Source organism: Pedobacter sp. AC212 (genome assembly GCF_979258625.1).
Genome location: NZ_OZ409870.1, coordinates 5,240,533 through 5,257,621, shown reverse-complemented (window position 1 = coordinate 5,257,621; position 17,089 = coordinate 5,240,533). Strand labels below are relative to the sequence as shown.

Below are 17,089 nucleotides of genomic sequence, written 5' to 3'. Positions count from 1 at the left end.
ATTATGAGCAATTTTAAAGTCGAGGGAAACATTGTTGATATCAGAAAGCGAAATATTTTCTTTGGAGAAGTTGAAGTCGAAGAAGGCAAAATAAGAAATATTACCAAACTTTCCGAGGCCAAAAGTGATGCTCATTTTATCCTCCCGGGATTTGTTGATAGCCATGTCCACATAGAAAGTAGCATGCTAATTCCGAGCGAGTTTGCAAGGTTGGCTGTCGTTCATGGAACGGTATCTACCATCAGCGATCCACACGAAATAGCGAATGTTTGCGGTTTGGAAGGTGTAGAGTTTATGATTGAGAACGGCAAAACTGTTCCTTTCAAGTTTAACTTCGGTGCTCCGAGCTGTGTTCCGGCAACTATTTTTGAAACCGCTGGGGCAGAATTAAACCACGAAGATGTTCGGTCACTTTTGGAGCGACCAGAAATAAAATACCTCAGTGAAATGATGAATTTTCCTGGCGTGCTTTACAAAGATGATGAGGTTTTAAAAAAGATTGCTGCTGCACATGAGTTGGGTAAACCTGTTGATGGACATGCACCGGGTTTAAGGGGCGATACTGTTCAGCAATATATCGATGCAGGGATTTCTACCGATCATGAATGTTTCACTGCAGAGGAGGCTTTAGATAAATTGCAACGCGGAATGAAAATCCTCATCCGTGAGGGAAGTGCAGCTAAAAACTTCGATGCACTGATTGATTTGCTGAATGACTGGCCGGAAATGATCATGTTTTGCAGCGATGACAAACATCCCGATAGCTTAGTCGACAGTCACATAAACGAACTTTGCGCCAGGGCGGTTGCCAAAGGAGTTGATGTATTCAAAGTACTTCAGGCAGCTTGTATCAATCCTATTCTTCATTATAAACTCGATGTTGGCGCTTTGCAAATTAGCGATGCGGCAGATTTTATCGTTATTGAAAATTTGACAAGCTTCAAGGTGAAGCAAACTTATATTAATGGCGCTTTGCTTGCCGAAAACGGCAGAACAGTGGGCGATTGGGTAACACATGTTGGAGATGCAAAATCTGTCAATCATTTTGTGTGTAGCCCGAAAAAAGAGGAAGATTTCATTTATCCTTTCAAAGGAGAGGAAGAACTTGCAGTAATTGAAGCACTGGATGGGCAATTAATTACCAATCGGATTGCTGTCGAACCAAAAGTGTCGAATGGTAGTGTTGTTAGTGATTTAGAAAACGATGTTTTGAAGATGGTGGTAGTTAATCGCTATCACGATGCACCTGTTGCAATATCATTCGTCAAAAATTTTGGACTCAAAAATGGTGCGATTGCATCAAGCGTTGCTCACGATAGTCACAACATTATTGCTGTAGGTGTTGATGATAAAAGCATTTGTGAAGCCGTAAACCATGTTATTGAAAAAACTGGTGGGGTAGTTGCGCTCGGAAACGGAAGGGTAGAAGTATTGGCTTTGCCAGTAGCGGGTTTAATGAGCAATCAAGATGGCCGTAAAGTTGCAGAAAGCTATACCTCTATTGATAAATTCGCGAAAGAATTGGGCTCTACCTTGCTTGCGCCATTTATGACACTTTCTTTTATGGCTTTGCTGGTTATTCCACGTTTAAAATTAAGCGATAAAGGTTTGTTTGATGGTGATAAGTTCGAGTTTGTTTAAACAACTAAACCACAAAAACTTCTGCTAGAGGATTAAAAAGGTAGATTCTTTTATCATCTAAACATACACAGCGGTAGCGTTTTCGAATGCGTTCGCCTTTGGCAAACCGACGACCGTCTTTTATTTTAAATATCGTATTGATCGAAAGTTGTTCTAAATGCAGCGTTTCTACTGTGTTAGGGTCGTATTTTTTCAAAGCTCTTGATAAATGCAAATCTGAACAGCTCGACGCAGCAGGGTTAGACATATAGTTATCAATAGCCTGATGAATATCAGCAGGGAAAATGTTCATATCAAAAAATGGAACCATCATCCGTTGAAAGTTTTTTTTCCACTCCAAACCATGAGGTTTTACTTTGTTTTTGAAATCATTCCAGGTGAGTAGATGCGCAAATTCATGAACTGTAGTAACCAGGAAAGCATAATGATTTAAATTGAAATTTACAGAAATGCGATGGCCCTTATCGCGGTAAGGATGACGGTAATCACCAAGTTTTGTAGAACGGGTTTTAGCGATTTTAAACTCGCATTGAAAATAATCTATCCACTTTGCAATTAGCGGCGCTGCCTGGGCAGGCATGTATTGCGCTAACAAATCAACTTTCTCCACGAATGCTAAGGTAAGGAATTGCTAAAATATTTAACCACAGAGGATACAAAGATTTACACAGAATTAACGAAGTAATTAACCACAGAGTACACCGAGTTTTCAATACACACAAATTTGCCAATTCGTCATTGCGAGGTACGAAGCAATCCTAATGCGGTCGCTTTAAAACCCGTGGTACTGAGATTGCTTCGTGCCTCGCAATGACGACCGCTTTAATGATTAAATAAAAACCTACTCCTCTGATGGGAATAAAGAAGCTAACACCAGTTTAATCTCTCCAAATGAATAATCTTTGCCTAAAAAATCTCTGATCGTAGCCATCGATTTTGTTTTCTGGCTTTCCACCGCGTCAGCAATATTTCTAATTTTGTTAGGCTTAACCAACTTCGATACATCTATTTGCTGGGTGGAAACATAATAAGCCAGGTGACCCTCAATTGTACCAACAGAAAAACCTCTTTCTTTTGCAATTTCCTCCAATGTTTTGCCTTGTTCGTAAAGCTCAAAACTGATTAATTTTGTGTCAACTTTCGGCTCTTTCTTTTTCTTCTCAACAGCCGATTTCACTTTTAAAACCTGGCCTTTCAGTTGAATGGCCTTTTGCAATTGCTCATTTCGTTGAGCCAGATTCAACAGTTTGTCAGTATCGGCTTTGCTAAATTCTTTTCCATTGATAATCGCACTGAGCAATGCTTTGCTTTTGTGCATTTTTTTCAATTGTTCATAAACCAAAATTTCCAGTTCAAGCAATTCGGTTAAGTAAGTTTTGATTCCCTTCTCTTCCTTAATGGATTCAATTTGTGCTAAGAGTTTGTCGGATACAGCTTTAATAAGCGGATTGAAATATTTTAGTGCAGCTTCAACTCTTTTCGAAACATTAAATAGGGTATGTTCGGTTTGTTCGGCGAATAATCCCTTCAGTTGATTTAGAAATGTATCAGCTGTGGCAGTAGTTTTCTGAAATTCCTTGTACAAGTCCATTGTCCAGCCATCATACCGCTGTTTGGTAGATTTTGCCTCGCTTTTATCGAAAGTTTCCACATGCTCTTTCATATAGTATCGAACCAAGTTTAAGTCGAATGCAGCCAGTAAATAACTTCGGATAAAATCGTAACTCTCAAAGCTTATTTGTTGGGTTAAGATCTCTGCAGGTTGTTTTGTGCTCGAGAAATAGTGAATGTTCTGATCTTGCTGCAAACCATTCTCTCGCAAATGCGAAGTAAGCACCAATCCTTTCAGCGAGCGCAAACGCGATAGCGCTACGTACGCCTGACCCGGGGCAAATGCATCCCCGATATCGATAATTGCTTTATCAAAAGTTAAACCCTGGCTTTTATGAACAGTAATTGCCCATGCTAATTTTAGCGGATATTGGACAAAAGAGCCCGCCACATTCTCTGCAATTTCATTCGTAGCTTCGTTGAGTTTGTATTTTACATTTTCCCAGGTATAGGGCGCAACGGCAATTACCGTTCGCTCATCAGGGAGTTCTATTTCGATAATATCCTTTTCAATATGGTGCACAACCCCGATTTTTCCATTATAATAGCGCTTTTCGGCAGTCATATCATTTTTAATAAACATAACCTGAGCACCAACTTTCAGCTCTAAACTTTTTTCATTAGGGTAAGCGTATTCATTAAACTCGCCGGTAACTTTTGCATCAAAAAAATACGACTTTGTTTTTAACTGCGTTAGTCTTTCGCGGTTAATGGTATCAGCTTTATTGTTGTGCGTAGTTAAAGTGATATAGTTTTCATCGGCCGCAGGCTTAAAATCTTGTTTAAAATGCTGGCGCAGCAAAGCGGTATCTTCGAGCGTAATCTTGTTGTTGCGCAGGTTATTTAACAAATCAATAAACACTGCATCATCCTGACGGTAAATTTTATCCAGCTCGATATATACTGGCGGATTATTTTGTAAAGCCAGTGCATCAAAAAAATAAATGCTCTTGTAGAAACCAGCCATCACCCGCCATTCATCGTTTTTTACTACTGGCGGCAATTGGTGTAGGTCGCCAATAAATAGCAATTGCACACCGCCAAAAGGCACATTTCTATTTCTCCGAATATACCTTAACGAGAAGTCAATCGCGTCGAGCATGTCGGCACGGAGCATACTCACTTCATCAATCACCAGCAATTCAAGCTCCTGAATCATGCGCTTTTTGTTGCCCTGCATATTCAGGTGCTTAACAATGGTTCGCGGCGTATTAAAATTAAAAGTGATATTTTGATTAATTAGATTACCCGCCGCATCAGGGAAAAATGCTCCGAAAGGCAACTGAAATAGGGAGTGAATGGTTACACCAGCAGCATTAATAGCAGCAATACCCGTTGGTGCACAAATCAGCGCCTTCTTGTGCGTAAGCGAAATCAATTTCCGCAGAAAAGTAGTTTTACCTGTTCCTGCTTTTCCAGTTAAGAAAACATGTTTTGAGGTGTAATTGACAAACTTTGCAGCAATTTCTGCAGGCATAGAAGTTTCTTCCAGTTGTGGCATCGGCAGTAAGATTTTGGTTTGCTTTAGTTGGAGGGATGATTAAAGCTAACAATTTTAGCACAAAAATAGGTATGATTTTTAGTTTTCAGTTAATAATTTAGGTGATCAAAGCTAAATATCTGGAAATGAATGTTCAGTTTTCCATCGGGAATGGTAGTCCTGCTGTTCGCTTTATCCCGATGAAAAATCGGGATGCCCGCTGCCATCAGGTTTATTTAACAAGGGGTTACCGCTTTTGGGAGAAAAACCAATCCCAACCGCTCCTTGAAATAAGGAGCGGAGAAGTACGGTGCTAATATTAAAATTTAACAGAATTTGCAGTTTGGTTAAAAGCATAAACTTTAAAACGAGCACAATTTTGAAATAGCAAACCCCTTGCCCCTCATAATTTAGGAGGGGCAAGGGGTGGTTAAATATTTTATAAGAACTACTTAAATAGATTATTTAAACCCGACAGCAATGGAAATACTTTTTGTTGTACTAGCAAACCTCGTAGGTTTTTAAAACCTACGAGGTTTAGGTAACGCAGAAGCTTTAACAAAAAGATTGTAATGAATGGCGGGACTGCTTTTACCGATGAACTACTGCAGTTGCTTTTCCAAACGTGATTTAGGAATTGAACGGGTAACGCTATTAAAGATTAAACTATTAACCAGTTCAAACAGTTAACCAATTTTCTTATCTTTGCAGCCTGATGAAACAAAATTATTCAAATCTTATCGCTGTTAAATTCCTTTAACCCGGTTTCATCGCCATTTTTACCCCAAATTTATTATGCTTAACCCTGAAATAGAAAAACGTAAAACCTTTGCCATTATTAGTCACCCCGATGCAGGCAAAACCACATTGACAGAAAAATTTCTGTTATTTGGTGGTGCCATTAACACAGCTGGTGCGGTAAAGCGGAATAAAGCGAATCAAAGCAATACTTCCGATTTTATGGAAATCGAAAAGCAACGTGGAATCTCGGTAGCTACTTCGGTTATGGGTTTCGAATACAGCGGGAAGCGAATTAATATTTTGGATACCCCAGGTCACAAAGATTTTGCTGAAGATACTTACCGAACGCTTTCTGCTGTGGATAGCGTTATTTTGGTGGTAGACTGTGTAAAAGGAGTGGAGGAACAAACCGAAAAACTGATGTCGGTTTGTAGGATGCGTAACACCCCCGTTATTATTTTCATCAATAAAATGGATCGTGAGGGTAAAGAAGCCTACGATTTGCTGGATGAAATTGAAGAAAAACTAAACATCAGCTTGTGCCCGCTTTCATGGCCAATTGGTCAGGGCCATACCTTTAAAGGTGTATACAGCATTTATAACAAACATTTAAACCTATTCAATTCTGATAAAACCAAAGTAACTGATTCTGTGGTGGCGGCAAATGATTTGAACGATCCTTCTTTGTTGAATTACCTAAAAGAAAACGAAATTAACAACCTGAAAGACGATGTTGAGTTGGTTGATGGTATTTATGGAAAGATTGATAAAGATTTATATACCGAGGGTTTGGTGGCGCCAGTATTTTTTGGAAGTGCCATTAACAACTTCGGTATTAAGGAACTTTTAGATACATTTATTGATATTGCGCCAAGTCCCCGCCATAGAGAAGCCGAAGAGCGTGATGTATTGGTAGAGGAGAAAAATTTTAGTGGTTTCGTATTTAAAATCCATGCCAACTTAGATCCAAAACACCGCGATAGAATTGCGTTTTTACGGATTTGTTCAGGGAAATTTGAACGCAACAAATTTTATTACCATACCCGCCAGGATAAGAAATTAAAGTTTTCGAACCCAATGGATTTTATGGCGAATGAGAAAAGTATTGTTGAAGAAGCCTGGCCAGGTGATGTGGTTGGTTTATATGATAGTGGCAACTTCAAAATTGGCGATACTTTAACTGAGGGTGAAAAATTGCAATTTAAAGGTATTCCAAGTTTTTCACCATCTATTTTTAAAGAAGTAGAAAATATGGATCCGATGCGTACTAAACAGTTGGAGAAAGGTATTGAACAGTTAACGGACGAAGGGGTTGCGCAGTTATTTGTGATGCAGCCCGGAAATAGGAAGGTAATTGGTGCAGTAGGAGAACTTCAGTTTGAGGTAATTAACTTCCGTTTAGAACATGAATATGGTGCCAAATGTCGTTTCCGTACCTTAAGTTACACACGCTCGAGCTGGGTAACCTCAACAGATAGAAAAAAGCTAGATGAATTTGTTAAGCGTAAGCAACAACACATTGGTTTTGATAAAGAGGCAAACCCCGTTTATCTATCTGATAGTGATTATATGATTAACTTGACTAAGCAAGACTACCCGGATATCGATTTCCATAAAACGAGCGAATTTAAGAGCTAAATTTTCTTGCTAGTCCATGCAACTAAAATTTACAAATTTTCGTCTGATAAGTAACAAACTAAAAACTATGAAAAACAAATTTGCTTCCGCTACTTATCTATTGTTTATTCTTTTAGCATCTTCTTGCGCAACGTTAAAAACGGATCCAAAGTCATGGACACTTATGATTCCTTTAGAAGCTAAAAAGAAATTAACGGTGAATTTGGCTGATACAAGCGCATTTAATGTGGATATACAAAATCCAACTAAAGGTACCTTGATCATTAAACAACCGAATAATCAGAATCAGGTTATCGTTAATGATAAAGTTTCGCTATCTATTCCGGCTGGAAATCATCTGGAGATTTTAAATGTTTCTAAAAAGACTATCAAACCTATTGTCAGGATTTTTGATCATAAAGCTAAAGTTGTTTCAGCAGTTTCAGCGTTTTAATAGGTTTAATAATTTGATTAATTATAGAACAATCAAATTGCAAACCGATGATTTAAATTATCAACTTTCTCCTTTTCTTTGTCACATCAATTAAAAACATCATGGTTAACTATAGCGAAATTTTCAATGAGCAGGGAATGGATTATCAAACGTACCGTGCACTGGTAGACCAGCTTTTGCTGGAAGGAAAGGCTACTGGCGACGTTACTTACGATTTGCACTATACAAAAATGAATGTGCAGCGTATGAACCGAGTGGATAAAACCGCAAGCTTGACTGATGAATTAACTGCTACCATCGATAATATTAAAGCCACGTACAAATTTTTGGTAATTACAGAAGGTTGGTGCGGAGATGCGGCTCAAATCATTCCCGTTTTTAATAAAATAGCCACAGCTTCTTTAGGTAAAGTTGATTTAAGATTTGTACTTCGCGATAAAAATCTTCCTTTGATAGATGCACATTTGACCAACGGAGGAAGAGCAATACCAGTTTTAATTATCCTGAATGAAAGTGCGGATGAGGTTTTAGCAACATGGGCACCACGTCCACAGGTTTTGCAAGAATTGCTTAAAGAGTGGAGAAAAGAAACAACTGAAATGCCTTTTTTGGCAGAGAAGCTTCATAGCTGGTATGCTAAAGATAAAACACAAACTACGCAAGCAGAGTTGAATATGCTTTTAAGGGGATTAATTTAGGCTTCTAAAGATCGTAGAACTGATTCAAGCTCTTTATCGGAAATGAAATCTTGTTCAGATTTATCATAAACTGATAACAAATAAACTGTTTTGTTTACGATCCTTACTCTTGTTATTATTCTTGCTCCTGATGACTTCCCTTTTCCCTTACTTGAAATTGCTATCCTAATTTTATAGCAATATTTTCCAATAGGACTACCTAGATGTGGATTATCTTTTAATTTGTTAACAAGGGAGATAATATCGTCTTTCGCAGATTTATGTTTTTTACAGATTGTTTTAAATTCTTTTTCAAAGAGGGATGATGTTAATACATCATATATCATCTAAAATTTCTTCAAAACGTTTTAACTTTAACTTTCCTTTTTCAGCTAATTCTGTCTCTTGATAGGCATTAGAAAGATCTTTTAAATAATTCTCTTTTAATTGCTCTACGTTTTTAATCTTTACTCCTTTAATGCTTTTTAGCTTTTCAATTATTGAAAATGCCGCATCGCTTTTTATTTCCAATGTGATTTCCATATAAGTATATTTAACTAAATATACATAATTTACATTTGAATAATCTAATCAACCGAAACCGTTAATCCTTCTTGTTGTAAAATTTTACGGTAAACTTCCATTTCAGTAAAAGAACCTTCTAAAACTGGGCACTTTCCGTCATTATGTACTTTCCACGCAATTTTTTCCGCCTGAGATTCGTTATAATCCAAATACTTCATCATACAGTAAATCACATGATCAAAAGTATTTACATCATCATTCCACAAAATAAGGCGATGCACAGTTTTCAGGGAAGTTAAAATTTCTTCGAGCGTAAAGGTCTCTTCTTTGGTTTCTGTAGACATGGTTGCAAAAATAAACAATAATTAGAAGATTTGGGATATTAGATTTGACAAGTCAGACGATATGGGCTTCCTATCTTTCACTCATCTCATATCTTTATAAAATAATTACATTTACCTAATCAAATATTTGAGCATGCATCAATCCAAAATAGCAGGAATAGGTTACTACGTTCCAAAAAATGTTTATACCAATACCGACTTAAGTCGTTTTATGGATACCAACGATGAGTGGATTCAGGAACGAACCGGGATTAAGGAACGTCGTTTTGCCGATCGTAATGAAGAAACTACCACCACAATGGGAATTGAAGCAGCAAAGATTGCTATCGAGCGTGCTGGTATCACCGCAAAGGATGTCGACTTTATTGTTTTTGCCACCTTAAGCCCTGATTATTATTTTCCAGGATGCGGTGTTTTGCTACAACGCGAAATGGGGATGGGCGAAATCGGTGCCCTGGATATTCGCAATCAGTGTTCAGGATTCGTTTACGCACTTTCGGTGGCCGATCAGTTTGTAAAAACCGGGATGTATAAAAATGTTTTGGTGGTGGGTAGCGAAAAACATTCGTTTGCTATGGATTTCGAAACCCGCAGTCGTAATGTTTCAGTAATTTTCGGCGATGGTGCAGGTGCTGTCATTTTACAGCCTACCGATGAAAAAGGTAAAGGGATTTTGAGCACTCATTTACACAGCGATGGCGCTGATGCAGAAATTTTAGCCATGTATTATCCAGGTTCTCATGCAAATAAATGGATGAAGGATAAACCTGCTTTTCCTGATCAGGAATTGGGCGGACTATTTATGACGCCTGAAATTTTAGAAAGCGGTGCTGCACTGCCCTACATGGATGGCCCGGCAGTTTTCAAAAAAGCTGTCGTAAAATTCCCAGAGGTAATTAAAGAAGCTTTGGCTGCAAACAACTTAACGGAAAAGGACATTGATATGCTTGTGCCACATCAGGCAAATCTACGGATCAGCCAATACGTTCAAAACTTGTTAGGCTTGAGCGATGATCAGGTATTTAATAATATTCAAAAATACGGAAATACCACAGCAGCATCTGTTCCCATAGCTTTGTGTGAAGCCTGGGAAGCCGGAAAAATTAAGGATGGGGATTTAGTTTGCCTTGCCGCATTTGGGTCAGGTTTTACATGGGCAAGTGCGCTAATTAGGTGGTAACTTGAGGTAAAAGGTTGAGGATATTAAGGTTTAAGGCTAATATCCTCAACGTCATTTCGTCTCGAACAGGAAATTTTATCACCTATTTGAAGTTTAAATCCTTCCTTTATAAAATAGCGCAACGAAGCCAAATAATATGAAGCAAGCACTAATGCAGGAAAAAACTATAGTGGTTGATGCAATACCCCTGCTAATACCATAACTTTCGTTATAAAATATAAATTCCTTTATTCCGACACTATTTTTCTCAATATCACGGCTTCTATCTACCGCTTTAATGGTTTTGTTATTATGTATGAATTGAAATACGGGATAATACACATATGTAAACCTTTTATTGTTCACCCGTTCAACAGCAACAATGGTAGCTTCGGTTTTTGTTCCGAATAGTATTGGGCGGTACGATCCTATCAATCCATAAGCCAGAAAAAATCCGAGCAGAATCAACGAAACTCCAAATACTTTTATCACTGCCATTTTAATTTTTGTCTAGTTCTAACAGCTTTTCAACCTTTAATTCCTCGCTATAAAATCCCCTAGATAACTACATTCTCCAGCTGCCACCTGATAAAACGGCGTTTTGCTGTATTTCAATTTCAATTCTTTGAAATACGGATTGTTGTAATTCGCATTGATAAAATTTTGATACTTTATATCATCTTTATCCCAATAGCTGAATGAATTTAACTTTGAGTTTAGGATAATTTGCTTTTGAGCGCATTTGGCAAGCATGAAGGTGCATTTAGCTTTAAAATCTGCATTTGTACTCAGCGCTCTAGCTTTCAAATACCAGCTTTTGGCAGTTTGAGCTTTTTTATAGTCTACATCATAACCGTATTTTGCCGGGCTGGCATTGTCATAAGTCGACCAATCGTAGCTAATCAAAAACCAGCTATTTCCGTAATAGCCAGTTTGATAAACAGCGTTCGCCATTTTGTAATAATACAGGGAAGCATTTTTCTTATCGCTAGTGGTTAGTTTTTGTAAACGAGACATTTCAGATGCAAAAGCTTTCTTTGTTATCGATGCCTTAGCATTTACATATTTCTTGGGGAAATCATTAATGGTTTGAATAAATGGATTTGCATAAAGCTTCGAATTGGCATCATCAGCGTACCAGTTTTCGGGATTGAAATAATGATAACTTGGCGATACCTTTGCAAACATTTCAACCGCTTTTTCATACTGATGTGTTCTTAGATAAGTGGTTCCAAATAGCTCATAGAAATCATCATTCTTAAGTTGATTTAAAGCCTTCGAAAGCAAAGCCGTTACATCGTTTCCAACTGCTTTCTTTTTATAATTTAGCAAACCTTGCATACTTTTCGGACTTAAAAATTGTTGCCAGAAAGCAGTCGTTTGATAGCTCATATTTTTGAAAAGCGAGTTATCTTTTACGATCTTGTATTCCAAATCTCCCTTAACCATTGCCAGGGCAGCTTTGGCTGTATCGCCTAATTTTAAATATGCAGGTGCTAATAGCTGCTGATAGAAGTTTCTTGTGGTTCTGCTAAAATGTTTGCTTTCTGCATCTACCCAATCATAATATTTATCTCCAGGATGCGAGCTATTTTCGGCAAATCTTTTTTCGTCTAGCCATTTTAGCGTCGGCAATAGTTCATTTTCGTTAAATGGATTTCCTTTCTTAATATTTTTAGCTTTAATCAATAAATCAGTAATCCGGTATTGATCACGCAATTTTTCAGGAAGTTTTTCAGGATTCAGTGTACTTAAGTAATTGGTGGCAACTGCATCTTTATTTTCCATCCACGATAAATAAGCAGCTGTCAAAGTACCCAATTCTGGCTGCGGATATTTCTTTTCGGTTGCTAATTTAACTGCAAAATCTCTAACCAGGTTTAGCTGTTTTAAGTTCAAATTTTTAACACTATCCCTTCGTCGCGGGTTACTTTCAGAGAAATAATAGCTATAGGATATTTTTGCAATATCATTCGCCTCAATCAATGCCTGCTCCAGTTTGTTAACTTCTCTAACCAATAGCGCCCCATTAAGCTCACTTTTAGGTTCGTATTGATATACTTTATACAAACTTTCAATATCGAAATCTGGATTTCCGAAACCGTTAATTGCCCAAATTTTGGCTTTTTCACTATTGGTTTTAGCATATTTCAAGGCCCCGTCTATAGGAGCGCTGTTGTAATAATAATTCTTATAAGCCTGCACTCTCCTTTCCGGGTTGGTTGCAAATACTTTTGAAAATAAAAATGCAGATTCTGCCGGATTTCCCAATCGGCGAATAGAACCGGCATAAAGTGCCAAAGCCCATCCTTTAACAGCACTATTGGTTTTATTATTTCTGATAAATTTTTCGTAAACACTTTTGCTATCGGTATGCAGGCCTGCATAATGAAACATCCGCTCCGCCTGATAAGCATAACGCAATTTTAAGAAATCATCTTTCTCCAATTCTGTTAAGTTGAGGGCTTCTTTCGCAAGCACATCCATTTGTGTGGTATCTCGGGGTATTGGATCCCAAAGATTGAAGTTAATATTAGCATGGGGCTCACAGCTTTTAGCGAAAGTATAATATTTCAAGGCGGATTTGTTTTTGCTCAATCCTTGTACAAAAGTGTTTTTTTGCAAACTATCTGCCAAATCTGAAAGCTTTCCGTCGAAATGTGCAAGCTTGTTACTTGTTGCACTATCTACATTGTACATAATCTCATGAACATCTTGTTCCTTAACATCTAAATATTTCGCCCATTCTCGACTATTAATCTGCGACTCGCTTTCTACATCTTCCTCGTTATTCAGATAAGCCATTTGATTATAAGCAAAAGGCGTGTACTCATCACCCTCAATGTTGTTGTGGAAATAGGAAATATAGTAATCGTAGGGGTCAATTTCGCCGCCACAGGCAATATTTACCGCGATTTCGCCAAAGAAAGTAACAAGAAAAACGCTAAAAATTAGCGATAACTTTTTGAAAGTCTTCATGTGTAAAATGTTTTAAAAGGTCGGTATCGAGATGATAAAAAACGAGATTTCGCTCTTCAGGTTTTAAATATCGGGATAAAAAATTAGATGTTGTAAATAAATCTCCGGCAGAAATTTTTTCCCACCTAATCACGTCACCACGTTTTAAGCCCGCCGCTGGATAATCGATTATGAGATCGTATAAAATGGAATGGCCTTTTTGCTTAAATAGGTTTTTGTCATTAATTTGATCTTTGGTAATTCGTTTAGAAATTCCAGCATATTCTTTATTCCTGAATACGACTGCCCACTCAAAAATTGGTAAGGCAACATCAAGCTTTAATGGGTAATTGCGGAGGTAATCTTTTAAATAGATATCCATTTCTCTTTGATCAAGAATGGAATTTTGCTCGCCATACTTACGCAGGTTCCCCATGTTGTAACACATCAGCATGGCCTTTTTTACCGGGGGAATACCACTTGTCGACTTGTTTTTTACCTGATGTAATCTTAAGGTAACGGAAATAGTTTTGTTCTTCAGAAGCGGCTGAGCTTTCAGTTGATCAAGAAAATTGAAATACTGGTCTCTGGTGGTTTTAGTCCAATCGCAGTCTATTTGAAGTTCAGAATAATCCGTCTTTCCGGCCTGCTTAACTTTGGCATCAACGAATACTGCAATTCTACTGGCTAGCGATTTTATTCTGCTCGAATCTATGTCATTAAAAATATGGTTAACAAGAAAAACTACAGGAATGATGCCGATTGTTTTTGGAAGCGAATCGGAAAACTTAATAGGAGAAATAGGAACATCCTGTTGAAAGTCGGGATTAAAATCTACATCCATAATGCGAACGTAAAGCGATTTCGACTTAAATTTATGGAGGTAATCAGTTTCAACTTTGTTGTTTTTATAGTTTGTTCGCCAAAAATAAAAAGTAGGGTGAACGATTGACTTTTGCTTACAACCGAATAAGAGAAATATAGAAATCACTAAAATACTTATCTTGCGCATATCAATTTTATTGATCAAAAGTAAGATAAAATGCGAGCAGTTTTACAAAGAGTTACACAAGCAAGTTGCACAGTTGATGGCACAATTACGGGCGAGATTAAAACCGGATTTTTGGTGCTTTTAGGTATTGAAGATGCTGATACAGCCGATGATTTGGATTGGCTTGCTCAAAAAATCGTTAATATGCGGGTGTTTGGTGATGAAAATGGCTTAATGAATAAAGCGTTGGCTGATGTTAATGGAGATATTTTGTTGATTAGCCAGTTTACCTTATTTGCATCGACAAAAAAAGGTAACCGCCCAGGTTTTACCCGAGCCGCGAGGCCAGACACGGCTATTCCGCTTTACGAAAAAATGATCGAAAACTTGTCGGCTTTAATGGGCAGGAAAGTGCAGACAGGGATTTTTGGAGCGGATATGAAAATTGCTTTGGTAAATGATGGGCCGACTACAATTTTAATTGATACGAAGAATAAAGAGTAAGCCCCCACTCTCTAGAGGGGAGCTATAGGCGATGGTAAAAGCAATAATTGCAAAGAGTTAAGGCAATATTTATGGAAGTTAAAAATTCAGGGTTATATATGGGGGCAGATGACTCTACCTCAAGCAGGGAAAAGCCTACTTTGTGGAGTAAGGGTTTTTTGGTTTTCTTTCTTTTGCTCAAATTTGTATTAAGCTATTTGTTAGTAAATAATATTTACGAACTTCATAGAGATGAATTTTTACACCTGGATCAGGCTAATCATTTGGCTGCAGGTTTTACTTCTGTTCCGCCGCTTACCTCCTTATTTTCGTTCATAATTAAGTTGCTGGGTAATAGTGTTTTTTGGGTTAAGTTTTTTCCAGCTCTTTTTGGTGCCTTAACCATATTGTTTAGCTGGAAAATTGTTGAACATTTGAATGGAAATTTACTTGCAAAATGCTTTGTGGCAGTGGCCTGCCTTTGCTCGACATTTTTAAGATTAAACACACTTTATCAGCCAAATTCATTTGATGTCCTAGCCTGGACAGCCACCTTTTTTTATTTACTCAAATATTTTGATAATACAGTACCTAAATATCTATATTTCTTTGCCATTTGGGTGGCACTTGGGTTCTTAAACAAATACAATATTCTCTTTTTGGTAATGGGTTTATTACCAGCAATTGTAATTTTACCAACTCGAAAAATATTTACTAACAAGCATTTTTATTTCGCCATTATTTTAGGCTTAATAATCGTTTCGCCGAATATCATCTGGCAAATTAAAAATGATTTTCCGGTGCTCGTACACATGAAGCTGTTGGCTAAAACGCAGTTGGTCCATGTCAATAGAACAGATTTCTTCATCAATCAAGTCTTATTTTTTGCAACAAGTATATTTGTTTTACTTGCTGGAATCGGTGCGTTGATTTTTTATAAACCCTTCGTAAAATATCGATGGGTAATTTTAACTTATGTTTTTACGCTAATGATTTTTAGTTATTTTAAAGCTAAAGATTATTATGCTTTAGGTTTGTACCCTGTGCTGCTGGCTTTTGGTGCTACTTACTTCGGCTTCATTTTGTACAAACGTTACCTATTTACCACGGCACTCTTAGTTTTCAATATTGGCTTGTTTCTTTGGGTATTGCCCCTGGTGATGCCGCTATATTCGCCCATACAGATTATAGCTAACCAAAAACGCTTTGAAAGAGTTGGTATGTTGCGTTGGGAAGATGGCAAAAACCATCAATTGCCACAAGATTATGCCGATATGCAAGGCTGGAAAGAAATTGCTCATTTAACTGATTTAGCTTACGAAAAGGTAAGCGATAAATCTGCTTTATTAGTTAGGGCAGATAATTATGGTTTGGCTGGTGCGGTAAACTATTATTCCAAATATGGCAATATCGGAGCTGTTTCTTACAATGCTGATTACTTGTATTGGTTTAAAATGAATAAAGCGATTAAGTATGTGATTTTAATTCGCGAAGCAGGTGAAGAGGATCCTGAAAGAAAAAAAGAACAGCCATTTTTTGAGAAGATTACCAAAATCGGGGAAATCAAAAATCCCTTTGCCAGAGAAGTTGGTGCAAGTGTATTTCTTTTAGAGGGTGCCAAAATAGATGTAAACAAAAGGATTAAACAAGAAATAGAAGAAGAAAAGCATGACCATTAATGAAGCGCAGGAAACAGTAGATCGGTGGATCAAAACTACAGGTATCAGGTATTTTAACGAGCTAACCAATACTGCTATTTTAATGGAAGAAGTCGGGGAGGTAGCTCGGATTATGGCTCGGAGATACGGTGAGCAGTCATTTAAAAAGAGTGATGAAGCGGTAAATCTTGCCGATGAAATGGCCGATGTGATGTTTGTACTAATCTGTTTGGCCAATCAAACAGGTATTGATTTGAGCGATGCTTTTCAGAAAAATCTCGAAAAGAAAACCATTCGCGATGCAGACAGGCATAAAAACAATGAGAAGCTAAAATAAGTCTACAGTCTTTAGTCGGTAATGAGTTAAATAAGCGCTACTGACATTTATTTTTATTTGTCGAAATCGTCTTATGCCTTTCAAAATCTCCCTTTAGATAGTTGGGGGTTCAAACTCCATTAAAGTTCTGTAGGCCACAAAGCGGTTTTTAAACTTGCTGTTTAATCTCTCTTGTAGCTCTGGAGCAAATTTGCTTTGGTATTCGTTGTAATTTTCTAAAGTTTCGGCAACATATTGTGCGCAATAAGTTACGCCTTCATTTGGCGAATCAAGCACCTTTAATAATCGATTGGATACAAACATTCCGGTAGCCATCACTTCTGGAATATGGGTTTCCTGCATCCATTGCAGCCATTCTTCAGCTGCAGCATCTTCTAAAATTAGGGTAACATTATATAAAAGCATGTCGCAAA

17 protein-coding genes are annotated in these 17,089 nt (G+C 37.5%); 8 read left to right on the top strand and 9 right to left on the bottom strand.

Annotation, left to right across the window (positions count from 1 at the left end):
* Positions 1-3: 3 nt before the first annotated feature.
* Positions 4-1,641: an adenine deaminase gene (gene ade, locus ACZZZC_RS22750; RefSeq protein ID WP_463488183.1), complete on the top strand. Its 1,638-nt coding sequence runs from the start codon at positions 4-6 to the stop codon at positions 1,639-1,641.
* A 4-nt stretch (positions 1,642-1,645) separates the two neighbouring features.
* Here the strand turns inward: ade and ACZZZC_RS22745 are convergent, their stop codons facing one another.
* Positions 1,646-2,251, bottom strand: a complete 606-nt coding sequence (locus tag ACZZZC_RS22745) for a SprT-like domain-containing protein (RefSeq protein ID WP_463488182.1) — start codon at positions 2,249-2,251, stop codon at positions 1,646-1,648.
* Between the two features lie 231 nt (positions 2,252-2,482).
* The gene (locus tag ACZZZC_RS22740) at positions 2,483-4,753 is read right to left on the bottom strand and encodes a helix-turn-helix domain-containing protein (RefSeq protein WP_463488181.1); all 2,271 of its coding nucleotides are present in this window, start codon (positions 4,751-4,753) and stop codon (positions 2,483-2,485) included.
* A gap of 774 nt (positions 4,754-5,527) precedes the next feature.
* On the opposite strand from ACZZZC_RS22740, the gene ACZZZC_RS22735 reads away from it, so the two are divergent.
* From ACZZZC_RS22735 to ACZZZC_RS22725, 3 genes are all read left to right on the top strand, one after another.
* Entirely contained in the window at positions 5,528-7,111 is a 1,584-nt protein-coding gene (locus ACZZZC_RS22735; protein ID WP_056851049.1) for a peptide chain release factor 3, read from the top strand.
* Positions 7,112-7,178: 67 nt separating this feature from the next.
* Positions 7,179-7,544 (top strand): hypothetical protein, encoded by a 366-nt coding sequence (locus ACZZZC_RS22730; RefSeq protein WP_463488180.1) that lies wholly within the window; start codon positions 7,179-7,181, stop codon positions 7,542-7,544.
* A gap of 101 nt (positions 7,545-7,645) precedes the next feature.
* Positions 7,646-8,242, top strand: a complete 597-nt coding sequence (locus ACZZZC_RS22725) for a thioredoxin family protein (RefSeq protein WP_463488179.1) — start codon at positions 7,646-7,648, stop codon at positions 8,240-8,242.
* Here ACZZZC_RS22725 and ACZZZC_RS22720 read toward each other — a convergent pair.
* The 3 genes from ACZZZC_RS22720 to ACZZZC_RS22710 are packed head-to-tail and all read right to left on the bottom strand — an operon-like array spanning position 8,239 to position 9,090.
* Positions 8,239-8,568: a type II toxin-antitoxin system RelE/ParE family toxin gene (locus tag ACZZZC_RS22720; protein WP_463488178.1), complete on the bottom strand. Its 330-nt coding sequence runs from the start codon at positions 8,566-8,568 to the stop codon at positions 8,239-8,241. The two genes, ACZZZC_RS22725 and ACZZZC_RS22720, sit on opposite strands and share 4 nt — an antisense overlap.
* Complete coding sequence (locus ACZZZC_RS22715) at positions 8,558-8,764, bottom strand: hypothetical protein (protein ID WP_463488177.1); 207 nt, start codon at positions 8,762-8,764, stop codon at positions 8,558-8,560. The genes ACZZZC_RS22720 and ACZZZC_RS22715 overlap by 11 nt, the downstream gene beginning before the upstream one ends.
* A 44-nt stretch (positions 8,765-8,808) precedes the next feature.
* Positions 8,809-9,090, bottom strand: a complete 282-nt coding sequence (locus ACZZZC_RS22710) for an ATP-dependent Clp protease adaptor ClpS (RefSeq protein ID WP_010599054.1) — start codon at positions 9,088-9,090, stop codon at positions 8,809-8,811.
* Between the two features lie 133 nt (positions 9,091-9,223).
* Between ACZZZC_RS22710 and ACZZZC_RS22705 the strand changes: the two genes are divergently transcribed.
* Complete coding sequence (locus tag ACZZZC_RS22705; RefSeq protein ID WP_463484142.1) at positions 9,224-10,270, top strand: 3-oxoacyl-ACP synthase III family protein; 1,047 nt, start codon at positions 9,224-9,226, stop codon at positions 10,268-10,270.
* Positions 10,271-10,363: 93 nt separating this feature from the next.
* Here the strand turns inward: ACZZZC_RS22705 and ACZZZC_RS22700 are convergent, their stop codons facing one another.
* The 3 genes from ACZZZC_RS22700 to ACZZZC_RS22690 are packed head-to-tail and all read right to left on the bottom strand — an operon-like array spanning position 10,364 to position 14,219.
* Positions 10,364-10,747, bottom strand: a complete 384-nt coding sequence (locus ACZZZC_RS22700) for a hypothetical protein (RefSeq protein ID WP_463488176.1) — start codon at positions 10,745-10,747, stop codon at positions 10,364-10,366.
* Between the two features lie 36 nt (positions 10,748-10,783).
* Entirely contained in the window at positions 10,784-13,228 is a 2,445-nt protein-coding gene (locus ACZZZC_RS22695; RefSeq protein WP_463488175.1) for a hypothetical protein, read from the bottom strand.
* A complete protein-coding gene (locus tag ACZZZC_RS22690; protein WP_463488174.1) occupies positions 13,194-14,219 on the bottom strand; it encodes a hypothetical protein in 1,026 nt (341 codons plus the stop codon). The genes ACZZZC_RS22695 and ACZZZC_RS22690 overlap by 35 nt, the downstream gene beginning before the upstream one ends.
* Before the next feature lie 30 nt (positions 14,220-14,249).
* On the opposite strand from ACZZZC_RS22690, the gene dtd reads away from it, so the two are divergent.
* From dtd to ACZZZC_RS22675, 3 genes are all read left to right on the top strand, one after another.
* Positions 14,250-14,702 (top strand): D-aminoacyl-tRNA deacylase, encoded by a 453-nt coding sequence (dtd, locus tag ACZZZC_RS22685; RefSeq protein WP_463488173.1) that lies wholly within the window; start codon positions 14,250-14,252, stop codon positions 14,700-14,702.
* A gap of 71 nt (positions 14,703-14,773) precedes the next feature.
* A complete protein-coding gene (locus ACZZZC_RS22680) occupies positions 14,774-16,360 on the top strand; it encodes a glycosyltransferase family 39 protein (protein WP_463488172.1) in 1,587 nt (528 codons plus the stop codon).
* Positions 16,350-16,676: a nucleotide pyrophosphohydrolase gene (locus tag ACZZZC_RS22675; RefSeq protein ID WP_463488171.1), complete on the top strand. Its 327-nt coding sequence runs from the start codon at positions 16,350-16,352 to the stop codon at positions 16,674-16,676. Before ACZZZC_RS22680 ends, ACZZZC_RS22675 begins: the two co-directional genes overlap by 11 nt.
* A gap of 93 nt (positions 16,677-16,769) precedes the next feature.
* Here the strand turns inward: ACZZZC_RS22675 and ACZZZC_RS22670 are convergent, their stop codons facing one another.
* Positions 16,770-17,081: a DUF4286 family protein gene (locus ACZZZC_RS22670; RefSeq protein WP_463488170.1), complete on the bottom strand. Its 312-nt coding sequence runs from the start codon at positions 17,079-17,081 to the stop codon at positions 16,770-16,772.
* Positions 17,082-17,089 lie beyond the last annotated feature (8 nt).